Source organism: Roseateles sp. So40a (assembly GCF_048081605.1).
Taxonomy (GTDB): Bacteria; Pseudomonadota; Gammaproteobacteria; order Burkholderiales; family Burkholderiaceae_C; genus Roseateles.
Genome location: NZ_CP182288.1, coordinates 3,737,081 through 3,755,087, shown reverse-complemented (window position 1 = coordinate 3,755,087; position 18,007 = coordinate 3,737,081). Strand labels below are relative to the sequence as shown.

Sequence of the window (18,007 nt, the reverse complement as noted above, 5' to 3'; positions counted from 1 at the left end):
GAGCCGGCGGCTAACATCTCCGGCATCTGATGCACGGAGGCCGCCTTGAATCGTGATCCTGACCAGCGCGACATCGACCTGCTGCGCCACGTCTACGCGGGAGATCTCGTCGGCGGCATGAACCGCTCGCGGCCGGCCGTCGCGCTGCATCTGCTGGAGGATCACCCCGACCTGGCGAGCGGCGATCCCTACGTCGCTTGCGCGTTCGGCGACGAAGCGCGGCTGCGCGAGGCGACCGCGCGTGACCCGTCCTGGCTCCATCGCGACGGCGGGCCGCTGCGCCTGCTGCCGCTCGTGGCGGTCACGCATTCGGGCTTGTTGAAACTGCCGGCTTGGCGCGAGCGCCTGCATGCTTGCGCGCGATTCCTGCTGTCGGCGGGCGCATCGCCCAATCAATCGGTGATCAGCCGGTGGGGCCGCGAGGGCGGTGAGGGCCTGGATGCAAGCGAGACGGACAGCGATGAGGCGCATCCGCTGTCGGCGCTCTACGGCGCGGCGGGTCAACATCACGACTCGGAACTGACGGCCTTGCTGTTGGCGGCCGGAGCCGATCCCAACGACGGCGAGTCGCTGTATCACTCGCTCGAGAGCGTCGCGTGCACGCGGCTTCTGCTCGAGGCGGGCGCGCGCGTGAGCGGGACCAATGCGATGTATCGCGTGCTGGACCTCGATGCCATCGAGGCGCTGCGCCTGTTGCTGGCGTTTGGCGGTGATCCCAACGAGGCGCCGCTGGGCGCGCCGACGTCGGACTGGGGCTCGCCCTTGCTGTGGGCGATCCGTCGGCGGCGTTCGACCGCGCACATCGCGGCGCTGTTGGAGGCGGGCGCCGATCCGCATGCCCGCACGCGCGATGGCACGTCGGCGTTCCTGATGGCCTCGCGACTTGGCCTGATCGACGTGGCCGAGCTGCTGCGTGCCGCCGGCGCGGGCAGCGAGCCGATGTCTGACGTCGACACCTTCGTCGCTGCCTGCGCGGCGGGCAATGAGGCGGGAGCGCGGACCGTGCTGTCGCGACACCCCGGCCTGATCGACGGCCTGGACGAGCGCCAACGGCGATGGTTGCCGGAGCTCGCGGCAGAGGGCTGCGATCAGGCGGTGTGGCTGATGGTCGAGCTGGGATGGCCGATCGAGACGCGCGGCGGCGACTGGTCTGCGACGGCGCTGAACATGGCGGTGTTCCGAGGCGATGCCGCGCTGACGCGTTTCCTGCTCGAGCACGGCGCGGACTGGCGCACCGAGCATGGCTTCGGCGACAACGCGATGGGCACGCTGTCCTGGGCCTCGCTCAACGAACCGGTCGCGGATGGCGACTGGGTGGGCTGCGCGCAGGCGCTGATGGCGCATGGGATCCCCGACGCGCGACCCCATCCGGACGACGCTGAGCTCGTGCTGATGGGCGATCACGTCTCTCAGTTCTCGGACGAGGTCACCGAGGCCTTGCTCGCGGGCAGGTCGGCGGTCTAATGGACGACTCTATTGAAGGAGCTCCCATGATCAAGGTCAGCGTGATCTATCCCAACAAGCCCGGTGCCCGTTTCGACCACGCGTATTACCGGGACAAGCACATGCCGCTCGTGCAGCAGCTGCTGGGGGAGGGCTGCCGCGGCTACTCGGTGGACCGTGGACTGGGTGGCGGTGCACCGGGACAGGAGGCGCCGTTCGTCGCGATGTGCCACATCTACAGCGACTCCGTGGAGAGCTTCGGCGCGGCGTTCGCGCCGCACGCCAAGACGATCACCGGGGACGTCAAGAACTACACCGACATCGAGCCGCTGATGCAGATCAGCGAGGTGGTGGTGGAGCGGTAGAACGGGGAGCCGCGGCACATGGGGGAGAGCAGGGTGCATTCGGGTCTGAATTTCCAGTTGGTGCCATTCACCCTGGAGGACTTTGAGCGTTTGTGTCGCGACTTTCCTGGCCACGGCTCGAGCTGGAAGAGCCATGTTCGCAGTGACCATCGATCAGACATCGCGGAGATGTTTGCCGTGAGTGAGGACAGCTACTTGGTGAGGGTTCCCGATGCGGCCCCCGAGAGCCCGTATCCCCACAACTATGCGTTCAGACATGGCTGCTGGGCTTTTCATGCAGCGTTGGTCGACCTGGGGGACGTGGTCCGGATCTTCGAAGGCCCGACCTTGACGCCAGGAGACCGTCTTTCTGTCGAGCGCGTCTTCCGAGAGGCGTTCGATGCTCACGGCTACCTCGGTACCGGCGTGAACGACGGCATCTGCGGTGACTTGACGTTCGTGTGGTCGTTGGCCAACTCATGAACAAGGCCGACGATTCGGTGTCGGCGCCCGCGCTGCCTCCGAGAACCTTGGAAGAAGCGTTGGTCTCGGCCAGGGCGCTGTTGACCGAAGCAGACCGAGAGGTGCTCCGGACGTCGTCCCAGGAAGAGGCCGGGTGGCGCTTGCACTTCACGCTCGGACATACGCTCCGCCATGAACTCAAGTTGTGGAGCTCGGGAACCTGGCCGCTCTTCGATGACCTCACTGACAAGGTGCCAGGCCATCTCGTTCTGGATGCTGATGCGGCTTCCGCGGCACTGATCGCGACGCTCTGGCTGGAAGAGCGGGCCAATGCGGGAGAGCAATGAGGGGCGACCTCAAGCAACTCAGCGGTCCGTTCGAGCGACTGCGGATTCGGCGCGCCTGAACGCCTCCGGATACCGCCGCTGATACCAGCCGCTGGCCTCCTTCGTCGATGCGGCCAGGAAGGACCGCAGGTCCGGCACCAGCAGCAGCGCCAGGCCGCTGACGAGGAAGCCGGCGCTCATCAGGCCGTAGACCTGCTCGACCGGCCATTGCCGCAGGCACAGGCCCGCGATCAGCGGCGCCATCGCCGCGGCCAGGTGCGACAGGGTCAGCTGCGCCGACGCCATGCGCGCGCGGAAGTCCTCCGGCACCGCCAGCGAGCGATGGGTCTGCCCCATCAACTGCGTGATGGACACGCACATCCCGATCACGCCGAAGCAGATCGTCAATGCCCATGGGCGCTCGAGCGCGCCGATGAGGCCCACGCTCAGGCCGCAGACCGCGATGGCCGCGAACATCGCACGCAGTCGTCCCAGTCGAGTCATGCAGCGGTCAGCAAGACCCAGGACCCCGGCCAGCACGCCCAACGACAAGGCGCTGCCGCACAGGCCCAGCCAGATCGGCGACGCGCCGATCGCCTGCAGGCGCAGCGGCAGCAGCAGGCCGGTGGCGGGCAGGAAGAAGATCATCATCAGGGCGCCGGTCAGGCTCCACCATCGATCGACGCGCACCTGCCACTTCGCGCGCAGCCCGGCGAGCAGGCTGGCGCGCCAGGATTCGATCGAGCGCTTCGGCGATGACGGCGCGTGAGGCCGGGTCCTGAGCGCGAGGCCGCAGGCCGCGACGGCCAGCAGCGCTTGCAGCGTGAATGCCACGCCGACGCCGCCTCCGCTCAACGCCAGCCCGCCCAGCGCGGGACCGCCTAACGTGCCCAGAGCCTGGATGCCCCGCCGCACGCGGATCGCGGCGCTGACGCGGGAGGCGGGCAACAGGTCGAGCAGCAGGCTTGTCCGCGCGGGCTGGACGATCGCTTGCGCCCAGGTCGCGAGCGCGCCGCAGGCGCACAGCGTCGACACGCTCAATCCGCCGGCCAGCGCGAGCCCCATGAGCGCGACCGCCTCCACCACCAGCAGGGCCTGGCCCCAGAGGATCAGCCGGCGCCGGCAGAGGCGGTCACCCAGCGGCGACAGCAGCGGCAGGCTGATCAGCGCCAGCACGGCCATCAGTGCGCTGTAGATCGTCAACCCGCGCGCGCCGGCGTGGCCGGCCAGCCACCAGAGCGCGGCCCCGTGTCCGACGCTGCTGGCCAGGAGCGTCGTCATCTCCGCCTGCAGCAGCGCGGCGACGCCACCGCGCATGCGCAGGCGACGAAGCGGGCGGCGGAGCCGATGCAGGAGTGAACCTGGAAATCGGCCAAGACGGCGGCCGGAGGGTCGACGTGGCAGAGCGGAGCGAAGGCTGGGGTCGAAGCGCATGCGGCGGCACTCTAGGCAGCGTCGTCCGAGCGCGGCAGACCCAGGCGTGAGCGCGTCGCATGGATACAGACCGGCCGGGTTCTGTATCCATGCCGCGAGACGCTCGTTGGATCGATACAGGGTGCGCGTGACGCGGTATCGTTGCGCGCCCTGCATCCGGCCCATGCCGAACCACGCCAACCCCCGCTGATCCACGCCGACCCAGACCGTGAGCGCCTGTCCCGAGGATTCCCCCTTCCGTTATCAGCAGCTGGCCGACCAACTGGCCAAGGAGCTGCGCGATGGCCGTCCTGCCGCCGGCGCGCGGATGCCCTCGGTCCGCAGCCTGTGCGAACTGCACGCCGCCAGCCTGGCGACGGTCACGCATGCGCTGCATCGGCTGGAGGACGCCGGCCTGATCGAGGCCCGTCCTCGGCTGGGTTTCTTCGTGCGAGCCGCCGCGCCGGTCGTACCTGTGTCCTCAGCAGCGCCGCGCGTCGCCGACGCGCTCGATCTGCGGCGCGAGCGGCTGATGGCGCTCGCCGCCTCGCAGGACGAGCTGCTCTCGCTGGGCCATCTCGCGCTGCCCGCGGAGCTGCTGCCGGTGGCGGCGCTGCGTCGTCTGACGCAGGCGCGCTTGCGCGAGTCCGGTTGGGCCGAGGGCTCGGTCGCCGGCTCACCGGCCCTGCGCGCCGCGCTCGCGGAGCGGCTGGTGCAGCGCGGATGTCGCGTCGGCGCGGAGGACGTGGTCGTCACGCACGGCGAGGGCGAATCGCTGCAGCTCTGCCTGCGTGAACTGACGCGTCCTGGCGACCGGGTGGCCGTGACGAAGCCGGTGTCGCTGAGAACGCTGGAGGTCCTGCTCAGCATGGGGCTCATGGTGGGGGAACTCCCCGCCGCCAGCGATGGACAGGAGGTCGCGCAAGCCTTGGAGGCGCTGTCGCGCTCGACGCCGATCGCCGTGTGCATCGCGAATCTGGGGCTGTCCGGCGCGATGGGCACGGCCTGGCCGGACACGGCCCGTGCCGCGCTGGTCGCGGTCTGCGCTCGGCACGCGCTGCCGCTGATCGAATGCGACCTGCTCGGCGAGCTGCCGATCGGCGCGGAGTACCCCAGGCCGCTCAAGGCTTTCGATGAGGACGATCGCGTGCTCCATTGCGCGAGCCTGGACTGCGTGACCGGCACCGGCATGAGCGTCGGCTGGATCGCGAGCGGACGTCATCGGCTGCAGATGCGCGCGGCGCGGGCGGTGCAGGGCGAGCTGCTGCCGGCGCTGACGGATCAGGTGCTCGCGGACTTCCTGGGCAGCGACGCGGCTGATCGGCATCTGCGCCGGCTTCGACAGCAACTCGGGCGACGAGTGCGGGCGTGGCGCGAGGCCGCGCTCGCGTGCCTGCCGGCGGGGACGAAGGTGCATCACGGTCCGCTGGGCCATCAGCTGTGGGTGAGGTTGCCGGGTGGCCTCAGCGCGCTGGCGTTGCTGGCGCGGGCTCGGCAAAGGGGCATCAACTTCGTCCCCGGGCCGGTGTTCACGATCGGCGGGGACTTCGACGATTGCCTGCGGCTCACCGCGGGGCACGCGTTGGATGAGCGTCGGGGTGCCGCGTTGCGCGTGCTGGGGGAGCTGGCGGGTGAGCTGGCCGGCGATCCTTGAAGGGATCGGGCTGCCGTCGGTGGATGCCGCGGCTTGGCGGATGGAGGCAATCGCGTCTACTGCAAACAGGAGACGCGGTGCGATGCGCTCTGGGATGCAATGCCAGGACTCGCGCCGTGGTGGCGTGTCCTGGAGTCGACGCGCATGTGTGCAAGCCCTTTTCACCTGGTGTTCTGCCAACTCGACGAGGACTTCTACCTGGCGCCCCGGTGGTTGTCGTCGACCCGATCCTGGCTGGGCGAGCACCTGGGTGAGCCGATGGCGGTCGATGAAGGCTGGGCGGTGTACACGAGCGTGGAGGGGCACTGCATCGAGCTGATCTGCGAGGACGTCGACGAGTGGCAGCTTCACGTGCAGGTGGTGCCGGAGCACGGCACGGTGCGGTTCAGTCGGCAGGTCTGCGCGCTGGCGCGCGCGTTGGGCTGCCAGCTGTATTCACCGGAGTTCGAGACGCTGATCGAGCCGAGGATGGAAGCGATGCAGCGGCTGCTGCTGCGCTCCGAGGCGTGGGATCACGCGTTGCACAGCGGTGCGGTGGCGGCGCCGGGGGCGTTGCGGGTCGAGGTGGGGAGGCAGTGAATCAGATGCCAGGAGCCTGTGTCGGCCGGTCCGAAGCCCAGGTGACCGCGACCGACAGGCGTGCCTTGCTGCCGGCCGGCTGCAGGGAGCCCTCGTCCCGGAAGTAGTCCAGGTAGGCGGGCAGGAAGCCGCGTTCGAAGTCGGACGGCACGCCAGCGCCGACGATGTGCACCTGGAAAGCGCCATCGAACTGGCGGTCCGCCACCTCATCCACCTGGACGTACGGACCCTTGCAGGTCTCGCCGAGCAGACGACCCAGCTCGAGGGCGGCCAGGCGCACGGCGCGGTTGGCATCGTCGTCCTCGACACGCACCCGGTAACCATGCTTGCCCTTGGCCGTGGAGCGGATGGATTCGACCTCGACGGTGGCGTGGTCAGCGGGCTGGAAGAGATCCGCCGACAGCGGCTGGCCGGGTGTCCAGACCAGTACCGCGTTGTCGGCCAGAAGCGTCTTGCGCTTGAGCGACAGGAAGTTCTGCCCGGCGAGGAAGCCGCCATGGATCGTGGTGGCCCAGGCGCTCGACCAGTGCAAGGACTGCACCGGGACCCCAGGGCTGCCCGCCAAGGGCACGGCCAGCAGGCTGTGACGGTCGCGCGCGTGATCGTGGTCGATGGACACGTAGGCGTGATGCGGATCGTGCCAGAGCAGCATCTGGACTTCCCCAGCATCCAGCGCGGAGTCGAAGTCGTGCAGCGTGTGCAAGGTGTCCGGAGAAGCCGCGTCCCACCGATGGAGACCGTCGGCGTCCGCCAGCAGGATGCGGCCATCGGGCAGGGCGCAGATGCCGAAGATCGCCACGGCCACGCGAAGTGTGGCGATCACTGCCAGCCGGTGCAGATCGAAGACCTGGCAGGCGGACGCCTCGCCATGCGTCCGCAGGAAGGCCCATGACCCGGCGAAATGCGCCGGCGACTGGATGCCCGCGCCCTGCGCTTGCAGGCTGAAGTCTGCGATCAACTCGCCCTTGGGGCTGTGGACCAGGGCCGTGTTGTCGTCGGCCTGCACCATGGCCTGGCTGGCAAAGTGCCTGGGGCCGACGAGGTACGGCAGGGTCGCGAGGACGTTGTTGCTCCAATCGCGGACGATGCTGACCGACTTCCCGTCCGCATCGTCGGCGAGCCAGACGCCGTAGAGGTCGGTGCCGCCCAGCAGGCAGTCGTCGCTGCTCCACGGCCTGCTGTCGTGGTGGATGACGGTGGGGCCATCGCCATAGGGCACATGAGCGGTGACGCCCGGACCCTTGAACGCGAGGAAGGTGGGCTCGGGAGGTGCCAGTCGCGCCTGGCCGTCCGCCACCAGGGCGGCTGACTCCTCGGTGCCTACGAACAGGGCATCGCCTCGCTGCTCGAAGGTGAAGCTGCCGATGATGTTGACCAGCATGGATGGAATCCCTCGTCGTGTTGTTCTGCATGGCGCATGGACGCGCCGCGCATTCTGACTTGAGCGCAAGCGGACCTGAAAAGCAGAACGCCCGGCACGAGCCGGGCGTTCTGTCGGGGGAATGATCCTTTGGCCTGCTTCAGGGCAAGGACACCTCGGGTTCGCAGTCGTTCATCGCGTAGATCGTCGGGCCCATCGGAACATTCTCGGCGACGCCTCCAGCGGGTTGGGTCGACGCGTTCGCAAGCTGGGGCGCCTTCACGACGTAGCAGCGATGTTTCTTCACGTTGTCGTCCGCTGCTGCTTGCAAGGCGGCGGCCTGGGCCTTGCGCTTTCTGAGCATCTCGTCGCGATCGGCGCCGGGATAGTCGCCAACGGATTCGATCGAGATGACCAGGCCCTTTGAGAAGTAGTCGTTGACCTGGTCGTTTCGAATGCGGACCATGTGATCCCCATCGCCATCGCCTTGTTCGAACACCAGCAGATATCGCTGTGTCTCCAACTGGCCGCCATCCGTGAGCTGGAGCCATCCCAACCCTGGGTTGAAGAGCGTGACCACACCGTCCGGGCCGAACCTCACCTGATAGAGCGTCGACCAGTAGACCAGGCACGGTTCGAATCTGGCCCAGCTGACCGGGATGTCCGACTTCGCGGGAAGCGCGAACACCCGCACCGAGACACGTTCCTTGAACGAGAGCGTCGAAGCCTTGCTGACCTGGACAGGGTTCCCCACGTAGACCCTTGGGTTCAATCCCGGTGCCACGACCTGAGCGTGGGCGAAGACGGAGAGCTCGCCGGGGCTGAAGTTGGAGGGCGCGGCCTGAACCGCGACGCAGAAGCCGCACAGCGCCGTGGCGAGGGCGCGGGATGCCAAGGTTTGAATATTCACTTTTCGCTCCTTATCACGGCGTGGGCCGATCTTCCGTGATGGGGCAATCGCTCTGAGTCCGGAGCGCCCACTCGATCACGTCCAATCGGAAGATCTGTTCGATCGCGACGATCCTCGAGGCCGGGACTGAGGAGAACCGCAATACCCGGCCGCTGGTGGGATGACAAGGCTCCTCGACGCCTTGCAGCAGCGTGACGGCGGAAGAGTCGCGGCCCAGCACGAACGCGTAGGTGGATTTCACGTTGAGCGGCAGCCCGCCTCGGGGCCCCGCGACTTGAAAGGTCTCGTCCGCGGCCCGGACGACGGCATAGGAGAAGTCGACGGGCTTGAGCAGCTTTCCCCAGGCGTAGGGCACGGTCAACAGGTAGGCCAGCCCGAGGATGCCGAGCGCGGTCGCATACGCGGTGCGTCGCGCGAGCAAACCGACCGCCCCCGCCGAGATCAGCGCGGCCAGCCAAAGTGAAGCGTCGAACTCGCCGGCAAGCTCCGCAGCGGCTTTCTTCTTCGGCAACGCGTCAACCGGATCGGTGCAGTTCGCGCTGCGTGCCAGGACGGCTTCGGGAGGCAAGGTGTCACCGCCGATGCGGGAACACGCGATCAAGCGCCAGAGCTGGAAAGCCCGATCGGACACCGTTGTACCGACGGGGCCCAAGGTCGTTGGCACGAGGCGAGTCTTCAACGGCGCAGTGACCGCGGCGCCTGGTGTCGCAGCGCTTGCCGAGCTCGCTGCCAAGGGCCGATCTGCCGCCCGCCTCACGGCCTCTTCGGCGACGCCGCGTTCGACGATGACGGCCTCGAGCCGCATCACCGGTGCGTCGAAGTAGACGAACTTGACGGTGATGAGCGCGACCACCCACCAGGGCAGGCTGGCCGCGAGGAGCACGATGGCTGTTTTCCGGCCATGAGAGGCATTGGATTTCCGGAGAACGCAAGACAAGAGCACGGCAACGGTCAATGCGGTGAGGCATGCGAGCAGAAGCCAGTGCCCGCCCAGCGAGAACGAGGTCCGCGACCCGAGGGTGAGGAGCCGATCACCGACCAGCGTGAAGAAGAAGCGAAGAAAGTCAGCAGCGTCCTGAACGCGGCCGCCGTCGTCCAACCGGGCGTTGTCGGTGGGAAAAGCGAGCAAGGACCGCTGCGCACTGTCGATGACGTATCCCACCAGACCGAACAGCACGCCCGCGGTGGGGACCAGCCACTTCGCGACGATCAATGTGGTGTCCGCGGGCTCCTTCGGCTTCTCCTCGTATCTGCAGGTCGATGTCGTCGATCCCTTGTGATTGACACCCATGAAGTCCCTCGTTGTGACGCCACCAGCTCACTGCAAGGACAGCGGTTGAAGGTGCGCCGCCTTGGATGAGGCCAGTATTGCTGGGCGAGGGCGCGAAAGCCTGGCACGGGATGCTGCGACGTCCACAGAATTGACGATGGGCTGGCCCGCTTCCACAGCCGGCTCCGAGCGTTCCCACCGTAGCCGCGCGGGCGGGCTGCTGGCAGAGTGGCGTCACCATGAAATTCCCCACCCGTGCCGCCGTCCTGTCCGTGTTGCTGCTCGCTGCTGCTGCTCACGCGCAGGAGTTCAAGCCTTACCCTCGCGCGAACATCACGGAGGCCCAATGGCAGGCCTATTTCGATGAGGTGCGCGAGAAGCACGGTGCCACGGTGCAGGACGTTGAGGATCAGAAGCTCCTGGTCTACACCGACACGGCGACTGCCACGATCTACGGCTTCACGAAGCCTGGGCATCCGGCTCACCCCGCCTGGATCGCACGCAAGCCGGAGCAACGCGGGGATTCGATTTTCATCGGTCAGATCGGCTACTTCGCAGGCGCGGAGCCGCCGTTCGCCAAGCTCTTTCGCGAGTACCTGGCCCTGAACGAGAAGTTGAAGGAAGACATCAAGCGTCGGCGGGAGCCGGGCGACAAGCAGTGAGCTTGGCCTTCGGAAAGCAGAACGCCCGGCATGAGCCAAGCGTTCTGTTGAGGGAGTGATCCTTTGACGTCAGCCGATGGACGTCCCCATCGATGCAGCGCAACCGTCAGGGATCACAGCGCGGAGGCGACTTGGGTGCCGTCCGCGGAGGTGTCGCGGCGACCGGTCACGTAGACCGTCGGGAGTTGCTGGCGCTTGACGGTGATGACCACTGGGTCGAGCGTGACGATCTGAGCGCGTGCTTCGCGCTGGCCTTCAGCGTGGGCGATGCCCAAGCCCATGACCACCGCTGCGACTGCGCCGAAAGCGACCGCTTTGACCGTGCGGCTGGTGGCGGATTCGAGGTTGAAGCGGTGGGTCATGTCGTTCTCCTGGGTCGGTTGGTTGCGTCGATGGATGTAGTTTCGTCGTCGACGACTTGGCCCTCCAGCACCAGGAGACGAAGCCGCAGCGCAGCGGCGTGGAATGCGGATTCGGCGGATGAATGGATGAGGAGGCGAGCTCCGCTTTGCAGCGGAAGCGGACGTCTCGCACCGCTCGGCTAGAGTCTGCGCATGAATGCACCCCAACCTGAGTTCGTAACGACTTTGCGGCTACAGAAATTCTCGGCTGCCGGTGACGGCATGCATCTCGAAGCGACAGGCCGCCCCAGCAACCCGACGGCGCCGTTCATCACGTTCCGTGCTGACGAGCAGTTGGGCATGCAGGTCGAACTCTATGGCATTGACTACGTCTCCTTTCCGCTCGCTGAGTTGAAGCGCGCCATTGCATTGGCCGAGGCAGAAGTCCATCCAGAATCCTTCTACGACTAGACCCGAATCAGCTGGCGATGACCGCTTCGGCCTGGGGGACGGCGCCAGCTCTGCAGCGGATGCGGACACTGGCTACCCGTTGCGTTCGTTCGCAAGAGCAGACATCCCCTCCGCGTGCAATGCGTCGCCCGCAGCCACCGCATTCGTTCAGGTCGGCTGCGCCCTGAGGTACGGCGAACGCATAGCCTCTGCAAACAAGCCGTTGGCGCGAGCATTCTTCAATGCAGCGTGGCACGCTCTCGGTAGGCCGAGGTACACGTAATAGTCATATCCAAAGTGCACGTAGGCTAAACCTGGCCGGACCAGCTTGCCCCAGATTTTTTCGCGCAGCGCGAGTCTTGAGAATTCAATGCATTCGGCGAGGTTCAGTTCGCGACCCGGCACGATGAAAGTGGGAATGTCTCCGGATTGCTGCGTTTCGAGCCCAGTGATGCGAAGGCTCGTGATGCCAGCTTCGGCCAGGAACTCTTCAAGAGACGTTAGGTAGTCAGCCTCGACCCTTAGGTACTCCGTCTCCGTAAGAGCTACACCCGCAAATGACCGCCCAATGTCAGAAAAAGAGGTCCACTCATCCAGAAGATAGGCACCGTCCGCTCCTCGCGATGCGGGGTTGTACTTGGTGAGCCGGTACTGGTGGCGCATTTCGCAGATTCCGAGGCTGAGCGTACGTAGCAATCGCAGCGATTCTTGCCCAACTCTTCGGTGCGCTGCCTCGTTTAAGGCAGTGATACTCCCGTGCTCGTTGCCGAGTGCCCCGGCCGTTCACCAGCGTCCGCTTCCAGCCTCAAGCAGACCTCAGAAGCAAAGGGCGACCCGCTCGCAGCCCTCGACGACCAAGGTGCCCCGTCATGCTTCGACGCACGCCCAAGGCCGCCGAACTAGCTTGGCCTGGCGCCTTCCGACTCTCGCGCGTACTGCGTCGGAGGCTTGCCCACATGTCTTGAGAATGCGACGCTGAACGTGCTTGCCGACGCGTACCCCACGCGCTCCGCCACATCAGCGATCGCCACGTCCCGTCGACGAAGCATGTCCTTCGCGAGCGCCATCCGCCATGCCAGCAGGTATTCCATTGGCGCCATGCCCACCGCGCGATTGAAGCGCTCGAAGAATGTCGTGCGAGAAAGTGCCGCCTCCTTGGCAAGATCCATCACCGTCCACGACCTGGGGGGCTCCTCGTGCATCGCCCGGATCGCCGCTGCGAGACGCACGTCGGTGAGCGCGCGCACCAGCCCAGGAGGCGACGCGGCGCTGGCGTTCGAACGCAAGGCTTCGATTAGCAGGACTTCGAGCAGACGAGTGAGGATGACCTCACGCGCCGGCCGCTGCTCACGTGATTCCTCGCCGACAAGATGCACGAGCGTCGCGAGCCGACCCTCGCCGCGGACGTGGACGAGCTCTGGCAGCAACGAGACGAGCAACGCAGCGTCCTGCGAGCCGAAGCTGCAATGGCCGGCCAGGATTCGCAGGTCGATGGGCTCGTCCGCCTGTCCGACTCTGAAGACACCCGGGCTCACCTCCACCGGCAGGGAGTTGGCGGTATCGGTGGGCAGCTCAAGGCTGGACATGGTGACGCCGAACGCCGCGGGAACCAGGACAAAGTCGCCCGCTTCAAGCACGAGCGGCTCCCGCCCATCGAGCGTCAGGCGGCAGCGGCCCTCAAGCACGGCGCAGTAGAACGGCTGGCCAGCGTCCGAGCGGCGGACGCGCCACGCGCCAGCGCCGATGACGTTCTTGGAAAAGCGCGCGGTCGGCTGCAGGAGCAGCACGACCTCGGCAAGCGGATCGACCACGGTCGTACTCTCGCAAATGAAACGCGGACTACGGAGTGTAGCGAGTACGGCTTTGGCGCCCTATCGTGGAGGCGTTGACACCCTCTGAAGGAACAGCCTCCATGAAAACCGTACTCGTCACCGGATGCTCCTCCGGCTTCGGCTTGGAAACCGCCCGCGAATTCCTGGAACGTGGCTGGCAGGTCGTGGCCACCATGCGGACCCCCCGAGAGGATGTGCTCCCGCGATCTGAGCGACTGCGCTTGCTGCAGCTTGATGTCACAGACGCGAAAAGCATCCATGCGGCCATCAGCGCCGCCGGCCCGATCGACGTCCTGGTCAACAACGCTGGCTTTGGAGCCCCGGCTCCTATCGAACTGATGAGCCAGGAAATGATTCGCGAGCTGTTTGAGACCAACACCTTCGGAACGATCGCGGTCACGCAGGCGGTCCTGCCTCAAATGCGTGAACGCCGCTCGGGCGTCATCGTGAACGTGAGCTCGAGCGTCACGCTGAAGGCGTTGCCCCTGGTCGGCATCTATCGGGCGGCCAAGGCGGCCGTGAACGCGTTTTCCGAGTCCTTGGAGACGGAGGTCGCTCAGTTTGGCGTCCGCGTGCGTCTGGTGCTGCCTGGATCTTCGGGCGAGACGCGTTTCCGAGACACGGCGCGGGCAAACCTGCGAGGCATCGACGATGCAACCTATGGCGACTTCATGAAGACCGCCATCGCACGCATGCAGGCATCGACTGGCCCTGGGACACGGGCGAAGGACGTTGCTGAAGCGGTGTGGGTGGCCGCAACCGATCTCAATGCACCGTTCCGCATCCCCGCCGGTGCTGACGCCGTGCAGTGGGCTGCGGAGGCCGACAAGAACTGACGCAGGCGGAGGCGCCGCGGATCACAGCGCCGAAGCGACTTGCGTGCTGTTGCGCGCTCGCGAGACTTCTTTTGGCATGTCTGCTCCGCTCTCAGACACTGCTCGGGTGCACGCCCCAGGCGTCATCCTCATCCGCTTGGGGAGACCGCTGTTTGCGCCATTCACCCCTGACCCTTCGGTCGTTTGGCCACCCATCCACTCATGCCAGTTCCCTCACACCTGCTTCCGTTCTGGAACGAGTTCCTGCTTGCCACCTGCGCGGTCGACGATGGCCGCTACTACGACGTCTGCGTCTTTGGAGACAGCGAAGAGTTGGCCGACGAATTGGCTGGGCTGGTGATGCGCGGCATCAAGCGGGCAACCGCAGGCTCGTTGTGGTCGTATGAGGACCAGGGAATACGGATCCCGAGGCCAGGCGACCTCAGCATCGTCACGGACTGGTCAGGTCAGCCGCTCTGCATCATTGAGACGCAAGCCGTCGATGTCGTGCCCTACAACGAGGTCAGCGCGGAGTTTGCCGCCATTGAAGGTGAGGGAGATGGGTCGCTGGCCCACTGGCTTGAGAGCCATCAGCGGTACTTCGAGCATGAATGCGAGCGAGCCGGACGACGGTTTGACAAGAAGATGTTGCTCGCCTGCGAAAGATTCAAAGTGGTTTATCAGGCTTCGCCAAGTGCGGGCTGATCCGTCCTCCAACGCAAAACGCCCGGCATGAGCCAGGCGTTCTGTTGGGGGAGTGATCCTTTGGCGTCAGCCGATGGACATCCCCATCGATGCAGCGCAACCGTCAGGGATCACTGCGCGGAAGCGACTTGGATGCCGTCGGCGGACGTGTCGCGGCGGCCGGTCACGTAGACCGTCGGGAGTTGCTGACGCTTGACGGTGATCACCACCGGGTCGAGCGTCACGATCTGGGCGCGTTGCTCGCGCTGACCTTCAGCGTGCGCGATGCCCAGGCCCATCACCACTGCAGCGACGGCGCCGAATGCGACCGCATTGATGGTGCGGCTGGTGGCGGATTCGAGGTTGAAGCGGTGGGTCATGTCGTTCTCCTGGGGCGGTTGGTTGCGTCGATGGATGTAGTTTCGTCATCGAGCCCCCGCCCCTCCAGCACCAGGAGACGAAGCCACATCACAGCGGCGTGGAATGCGGATTCGGCGGATGAATGGGAGCCGTGAATGACTCCTTTGCAGCGATTGCGGTCTTCCATTGCAAGTTGCCGGGTTCACGCTCAGGTCCATGAAGCCGTCGTCGGCTCGCCCGTCGTCGTGCCGGCAGCGATGACCGCTGTCGTGCCCATTGCGACTGACAGCGGCCAAGAAGAAACTCCGGCACGAGGCTGAATCGGTAGCGCCCTACCGCTGTCACAGCGCTAAGGCACCTGCTCAACAACCGTCTTGAAAGTCAACTGCCCAGACCGCATCCCTTCGGCTGCCCGCCCAGGGCGCGCCGGGTGGCTTTGATTGACTTGAAGCTGAGGCTCAACGACCTGCGCCCGTCAGCCCAGCCGCAACGCCTCCAGCACCAGGGTGAACGCTGGAGACGGCTGCCGCCGGCTTGGGTAGTAGAGGTGGTAGCCGGCAAACGGTGGGCACCAGTCTTCCAGCACTCGCACCAGGCGCCCTTCATCGAGATGCGACGCCAGTTCATCCTCGGGCAGCAACGTGATACCCAGGCCTGCCAGCGCGGCGTCGACCTGGGGCGGTGCCGTGTTGAAGATCAGCGGGCCGTCCACCCGCACATTGACCTGCTTGCCCCTGCGGGCGAAGTCCCACACATAGAGTCCGCCGGACGTGGGCATGCGCTGATTGATGCAGCGGTGCTGCGTCAGGTCATGCGGCGTCTTCGGCACCGGGTGGGCGGCGAAGTAGCCGGGTGAAGCCACCACGGCCATGCGCAGCGGCGGGCCGATGGGAATCGCAATCATGTCCTTGTCGATGGTGTTGCCCATGCGCACGCCGGCGTCGAAGCGGTCGGCGACGATGTCGCGGAAGCCGTAGTTCATGTCGAACTCCAGCGTGATGTCCGGGTTCTTGTGCAGCAACGGCATGAGCTTGGGCAGCAGGATGGAGTGCATGACGTTGTCGCCGCATGTGATGCGCACGGTGCCTGCGGGCTTGTCGCGCAAGGCGGTCAGCTCGTCGAGCTCGGCCTCAATCTCGTCGAAGCGATGTCCGATGGCGTTCATCAGCCGCTCACCCGCGGGCGTGGTTGAAACACTTCGCGTCGTGCGCGTCAGCAGCCTGATCTTCAGCCGCTCCTCCAACCCCCGAATCGTCTGGCTCAGCGCCGACTGCGTCACGCCCAGCGTGGCTGCCGCGCGCGTGAAGCTGCCCTCGCGGGCCACGGTCACGAAAGCCAGCAGGTCATTGAGATTGCGTCGCGCCATGCCTCACCGCGCCTCCATTGATTAGCTCAACTAATAGACCCATTTGGCATTCATTATCTAGTCAGTGAAGGCGTTGGTGCGCAAACTGCTGCACATGAAACGACGCCTCCAACCCGCTGCAGCGCCGAACGCCAAGCCGGCTCGGCCAGCTATCGCGCTGTCCTTGGTGGCTGCGCTGAGCTGCACGCACGTCCTCGCACAAGGTCAATCCATGAAAGTTCGCCTGCACGTCGATGGCCAGGTTGCCACCGCCACCCTCGATGACACCGCCGCGGCGCGAGACTTCGCTGGATTGCTGCCGCTGTCCCTGACATTGACGGACTACGCCGGTATCGAGCGCATCGCCGGCCTGCCGCGCAAGCTGTCCGTCGCGGGCGCGCCTGCCGGTCACGCGCCCAGGGCGGGCGAGCTCACCTACTACGCCCCCTGGGGCAATCTGGCCATCTTCCTCGACGGCAACGTGCATGCGCACGGCCTGGTGCGACTGGGCCAAGTGGACGCCGGAATGACGGCCCTTCAGCGCCCGGCCCGTTCAAGGTTCGCATCGAGCGGGTCACTGACTGACCCGGCGACCCAGCCGTCAGGGAGCGCCAGAGTGCCTCCCGCCCCCACAACTTCCCCCCATCCTTTACCGGAGCATCAGCCATGCACGCCTCTCAAGAAAACGGCCACGTCGCGGATCGCCGTGAGTTCCTCGTCCAAGCCACTGCCGGCGCTGCCGCGCTGAGTCTGCTGTCGACCACGGGTCCAGCCCTGGCGGCTTCACCCGCGCCAGGCGGCGCCAGCAATTTCTACCGCAGCGACAAGGTCGTGATGCGCAAAGTCGTGTTCAAGAACCAGTACCGCATGAACGTGGCTGGCAACCTGTTCGTGCCCAAGGGCTTGGACCGGAACGCGAAGGCAGCAGCCATCGCCGTCGGGCACCCGATGGGCGCCGTGAAGGAGCAAAGCGCCAACCTGTACGCAACCCAGATGGCCGAGCGCGGATTCGTCGCGCTCTCGCTGGACTTGTCCTTCTGGGGCGAGAGCGACGGCCAGCCGCGCAATGCGGTGTCGCCCGACATCTATGCCGAGGACTTCAGCGCCGCAGTCGATTTCCTGCGCACCCAGGCCTTCGTGGACGGCGAGCGTGTTGGCGCCATCGGTGTGTGCGGCAGCGGCAGCTTCGTCATCAGCGCCGCCAAGATCGACCCGCGCATGAAGGCCATCGCCACGGTCAGCATGTACGACATGGGCGCCGCCAACCGCAACGCGCTGAACCACTCGCAGACGCCGGAGCAGCGCCAGCAGATCATTGCCGCGGCGGCTGCGCAGCGCGACGCGGAGTTCCGGGGTGGTGCCATCCAGTACACCGGCGGCACGGTGCATGAGCTGACCGCCGACACACACCCGATCCAGCGCGAGTTCTACGACTTCTACCGCACGCCGCGCGGCGAGTACACGCCCAAGGGCAGCTCGGCGCTGACCACCACGCACCCGACGCTGACCAGCAACGTGAAGTTCATGAACTTCTATCCGTTCAACGACATCGAGACGATTTCGCCACGCCCGATGCTGTTCATCACGGGCGACCAGGCGCACTCCAAGGAGTTCAGCGAGGACGCATTCAAACGGGCCGCCGAGCCCAAGGAACTGCACCTCGTTCCCGGCGCGGGCCACGTCGACCTGTACGACCGCGTGGACCTGATCCCGTGGGCCAAGCTCACCGAGTTCTTCAACCGCCATCTGGGCTGAAT

The 18,007-nt window shown here is 66.1% G+C and carries 21 protein-coding genes; 12 read left to right on the top strand and 9 right to left on the bottom strand.

The features are described 5' to 3' along the window. Positions 1-45: 45 nt before the first annotated feature. From ACNI65_RS17140 to ACNI65_RS17125, 4 genes are read left to right on the top strand one after another with little or no spacing between them, the layout of a single operon-like run. Positions 46-1,464: an ankyrin repeat domain-containing protein gene (locus tag ACNI65_RS17140; RefSeq protein WP_416758200.1), complete on the top strand. Its 1,419-nt coding sequence runs from the start codon at positions 46-48 to the stop codon at positions 1,462-1,464. Between the two features lie 26 nt (positions 1,465-1,490). Next, positions 1,491-1,808 (top strand): EthD family reductase, encoded by a 318-nt coding sequence (locus tag ACNI65_RS17135; RefSeq protein ID WP_416758199.1) that lies wholly within the window; start codon positions 1,491-1,493, stop codon positions 1,806-1,808. Positions 1,809-1,841: 33 nt separating this feature from the next. Beyond that, positions 1,842-2,270, top strand: a complete 429-nt coding sequence (locus ACNI65_RS17130; RefSeq protein WP_416758197.1) for a hypothetical protein — start codon at positions 1,842-1,844, stop codon at positions 2,268-2,270. Continuing rightward, positions 2,267-2,596 (top strand): DUF6794 domain-containing protein, encoded by a 330-nt coding sequence (locus tag ACNI65_RS17125; protein WP_416758196.1) that lies wholly within the window; start codon positions 2,267-2,269, stop codon positions 2,594-2,596. Before ACNI65_RS17130 ends, ACNI65_RS17125 begins: the two co-directional genes overlap by 4 nt. 18 nt (positions 2,597-2,614) lie before the next feature. On the opposite strand, the gene ACNI65_RS17120 is transcribed toward ACNI65_RS17125, so the two are convergent. Beyond that, entirely contained in the window at positions 2,615-3,892 is a 1,278-nt protein-coding gene (locus ACNI65_RS17120) for an MFS transporter (RefSeq protein WP_416758195.1), read from the bottom strand. 325 nt (positions 3,893-4,217) lie between these two features. Here ACNI65_RS17120 and ACNI65_RS17115 point away from each other — a divergent pair, with 325 nt between their 5' ends. Both ACNI65_RS17115 and ACNI65_RS17110 read left to right on the top strand, forming a co-directional pair. Continuing rightward, a complete protein-coding gene (locus ACNI65_RS17115; protein WP_416758193.1) occupies positions 4,218-5,642 on the top strand; it encodes a PLP-dependent aminotransferase family protein in 1,425 nt (474 codons plus the stop codon). 144 nt (positions 5,643-5,786) lie between these two features. Continuing rightward, on the top strand, positions 5,787-6,221 hold the full coding sequence (locus tag ACNI65_RS17110) for a hypothetical protein (RefSeq protein WP_416758191.1): 435 nt from the start codon (positions 5,787-5,789) through the stop codon (positions 6,219-6,221). Position 6,222: 1 nt separating this feature from the next. Here ACNI65_RS17110 and ACNI65_RS17105 read toward each other — a convergent pair whose 3' ends face one another. The 3 genes from ACNI65_RS17105 to ACNI65_RS17095 form a co-directional block, all read right to left on the bottom strand. Next, positions 6,223-7,602, bottom strand: coding sequence for a hypothetical protein (locus ACNI65_RS17105; RefSeq protein WP_416758190.1), 1,380 nt, complete (start codon positions 7,600-7,602; stop codon positions 6,223-6,225). A 139-nt stretch (positions 7,603-7,741) separates the two neighbouring features. Then, on the bottom strand, positions 7,742-8,491 hold the full coding sequence (locus tag ACNI65_RS17100; RefSeq protein WP_416758189.1) for a hypothetical protein: 750 nt from the start codon (positions 8,489-8,491) through the stop codon (positions 7,742-7,744). A gap of 13 nt (positions 8,492-8,504) precedes the next feature. Continuing rightward, the gene (locus ACNI65_RS17095; RefSeq protein WP_416758188.1) at positions 8,505-9,782 is read right to left on the bottom strand and encodes a hypothetical protein; all 1,278 of its coding nucleotides are present in this window, start codon (positions 9,780-9,782) and stop codon (positions 8,505-8,507) included. A gap of 218 nt (positions 9,783-10,000) precedes the next feature. Between ACNI65_RS17095 and ACNI65_RS17090 the strand changes: the two genes are divergently transcribed. After that, positions 10,001-10,423: a hypothetical protein gene (locus tag ACNI65_RS17090; RefSeq protein ID WP_416758187.1), complete on the top strand. Its 423-nt coding sequence runs from the start codon at positions 10,001-10,003 to the stop codon at positions 10,421-10,423. A 113-nt stretch (positions 10,424-10,536) separates the two neighbouring features. On the opposite strand, the gene ACNI65_RS17085 is transcribed toward ACNI65_RS17090, so the two are convergent. After that, the gene (locus ACNI65_RS17085) at positions 10,537-10,785 is read right to left on the bottom strand and encodes a hypothetical protein (protein ID WP_416758186.1); all 249 of its coding nucleotides are present in this window, start codon (positions 10,783-10,785) and stop codon (positions 10,537-10,539) included. Positions 10,786-10,977: 192 nt separating this feature from the next. Between ACNI65_RS17085 and ACNI65_RS17080 the strand changes: the two genes are divergently transcribed. Further along, the gene (locus tag ACNI65_RS17080; RefSeq protein WP_416758185.1) at positions 10,978-11,235 is read left to right on the top strand and encodes a hypothetical protein; all 258 of its coding nucleotides are present in this window, start codon (positions 10,978-10,980) and stop codon (positions 11,233-11,235) included. Positions 11,236-11,382: 147 nt separating this feature from the next. Here the strand turns inward: ACNI65_RS17080 and ACNI65_RS17075 are convergent, their stop codons facing one another. Together ACNI65_RS17075 and ACNI65_RS17070 are read right to left on the bottom strand one after the other, a co-directional pair. Continuing rightward, a complete protein-coding gene (locus ACNI65_RS17075; RefSeq protein WP_416758184.1) occupies positions 11,383-11,877 on the bottom strand; it encodes a hypothetical protein in 495 nt (164 codons plus the stop codon). 236 nt (positions 11,878-12,113) lie between these two features. Further along, the gene (locus ACNI65_RS17070) at positions 12,114-13,025 is read right to left on the bottom strand and encodes an AraC family transcriptional regulator (protein ID WP_416758183.1); all 912 of its coding nucleotides are present in this window, start codon (positions 13,023-13,025) and stop codon (positions 12,114-12,116) included. 101 nt (positions 13,026-13,126) lie between these two features. Between ACNI65_RS17070 and ACNI65_RS17065 the strand changes: the two genes are divergently transcribed. Both ACNI65_RS17065 and ACNI65_RS17060 read left to right on the top strand, forming a co-directional pair. Next, positions 13,127-13,882 (top strand): SDR family oxidoreductase, encoded by a 756-nt coding sequence (locus ACNI65_RS17065; protein WP_416758182.1) that lies wholly within the window; start codon positions 13,127-13,129, stop codon positions 13,880-13,882. Positions 13,883-14,083: 201 nt separating this feature from the next. After that, positions 14,084-14,566: an ASCH domain-containing protein gene (locus ACNI65_RS17060; RefSeq protein WP_416758180.1), complete on the top strand. Its 483-nt coding sequence runs from the start codon at positions 14,084-14,086 to the stop codon at positions 14,564-14,566. A 110-nt stretch (positions 14,567-14,676) separates the two neighbouring features. Here the strand turns inward: ACNI65_RS17060 and ACNI65_RS17055 are convergent, their stop codons facing one another. Continuing rightward, positions 14,677-14,925, bottom strand: a complete 249-nt coding sequence (locus ACNI65_RS17055) for a hypothetical protein (protein ID WP_416758179.1) — start codon at positions 14,923-14,925, stop codon at positions 14,677-14,679. Between the two features lie 455 nt (positions 14,926-15,380). After that, positions 15,381-16,271, bottom strand: a complete 891-nt coding sequence (locus tag ACNI65_RS17050; RefSeq protein WP_416758178.1) for a LysR family transcriptional regulator — start codon at positions 16,269-16,271, stop codon at positions 15,381-15,383. Positions 16,272-16,482: 211 nt separating this feature from the next. Between ACNI65_RS17050 and ACNI65_RS17045 the strand changes: the two genes are divergently transcribed. Together ACNI65_RS17045 and ACNI65_RS17040 are read left to right on the top strand one after the other, a co-directional pair. Next, positions 16,483-16,998, top strand: coding sequence for a cyclophilin-like fold protein (locus tag ACNI65_RS17045; RefSeq protein ID WP_416758177.1), 516 nt, complete (start codon positions 16,483-16,485; stop codon positions 16,996-16,998). Further along, the gene (locus tag ACNI65_RS17040; RefSeq protein ID WP_416758175.1) at positions 16,917-18,005 is read left to right on the top strand and encodes an alpha/beta hydrolase; all 1,089 of its coding nucleotides are present in this window, start codon (positions 16,917-16,919) and stop codon (positions 18,003-18,005) included. Before ACNI65_RS17045 ends, ACNI65_RS17040 begins: the two co-directional genes overlap by 82 nt. Positions 18,006-18,007: the final 2 nt, after the last annotated feature.

Coding starts and splice junctions, on each gene's coding strand:
- ACNI65_RS17135 (WP_416758199.1), top strand. CDS start 1,491: ATGATCAAGGTCAGCGTGATCTATCCCAACAAGCCCGGTGCCCGTTTC.
- ACNI65_RS17125 (WP_416758196.1), top strand. CDS start 2,267: ATGAACAAGGCCGACGATTCGGTGTCGGCGCCCGCGCTGCCTCCGAGA.
- ACNI65_RS17120 (WP_416758195.1), bottom strand. CDS start 3,892: ATGCGCGGTGGCGTCGCCGCGCTGCTGCAGGCGGAGATGACGACGCTC.
- ACNI65_RS17110 (WP_416758191.1), top strand. CDS start 5,787: ATGTGTGCAAGCCCTTTTCACCTGGTGTTCTGCCAACTCGACGAGGAC.
- ACNI65_RS17105 (WP_416758190.1), bottom strand. CDS start 7,602: ATGCTGGTCAACATCATCGGCAGCTTCACCTTCGAGCAGCGAGGCGAT.
- ACNI65_RS17095 (WP_416758188.1), bottom strand. CDS start 9,782: ATGGGTGTCAATCACAAGGGATCGACGACATCGACCTGCAGATACGAG.
- ACNI65_RS17090 (WP_416758187.1), top strand. CDS start 10,001: ATGAAATTCCCCACCCGTGCCGCCGTCCTGTCCGTGTTGCTGCTCGCT.
- ACNI65_RS17085 (WP_416758186.1), bottom strand. CDS start 10,785: ATGACCCACCGCTTCAACCTCGAATCCGCCACCAGCCGCACGGTCAAA.
- ACNI65_RS17080 (WP_416758185.1), top strand. CDS start 10,978: ATGAATGCACCCCAACCTGAGTTCGTAACGACTTTGCGGCTACAGAAA.
- ACNI65_RS17075 (WP_416758184.1), bottom strand. CDS start 11,877: ATGCGCCACCAGTACCGGCTCACCAAGTACAACCCCGCATCGCGAGGA.
- ACNI65_RS17065 (WP_416758182.1), top strand. CDS start 13,127: ATGAAAACCGTACTCGTCACCGGATGCTCCTCCGGCTTCGGCTTGGAA.
- ACNI65_RS17060 (WP_416758180.1), top strand. CDS start 14,084: ATGCCAGTTCCCTCACACCTGCTTCCGTTCTGGAACGAGTTCCTGCTT.
- ACNI65_RS17055 (WP_416758179.1), bottom strand. CDS start 14,925: ATGACCCACCGCTTCAACCTCGAATCCGCCACCAGCCGCACCATCAAT.
- ACNI65_RS17050 (WP_416758178.1), bottom strand. CDS start 16,271: ATGGCGCGACGCAATCTCAATGACCTGCTGGCTTTCGTGACCGTGGCC.
- ACNI65_RS17045 (WP_416758177.1), top strand. CDS start 16,483: ATGAAAGTTCGCCTGCACGTCGATGGCCAGGTTGCCACCGCCACCCTC.
- ACNI65_RS17040 (WP_416758175.1), top strand. CDS start 16,917: ATGCACGCCTCTCAAGAAAACGGCCACGTCGCGGATCGCCGTGAGTTC.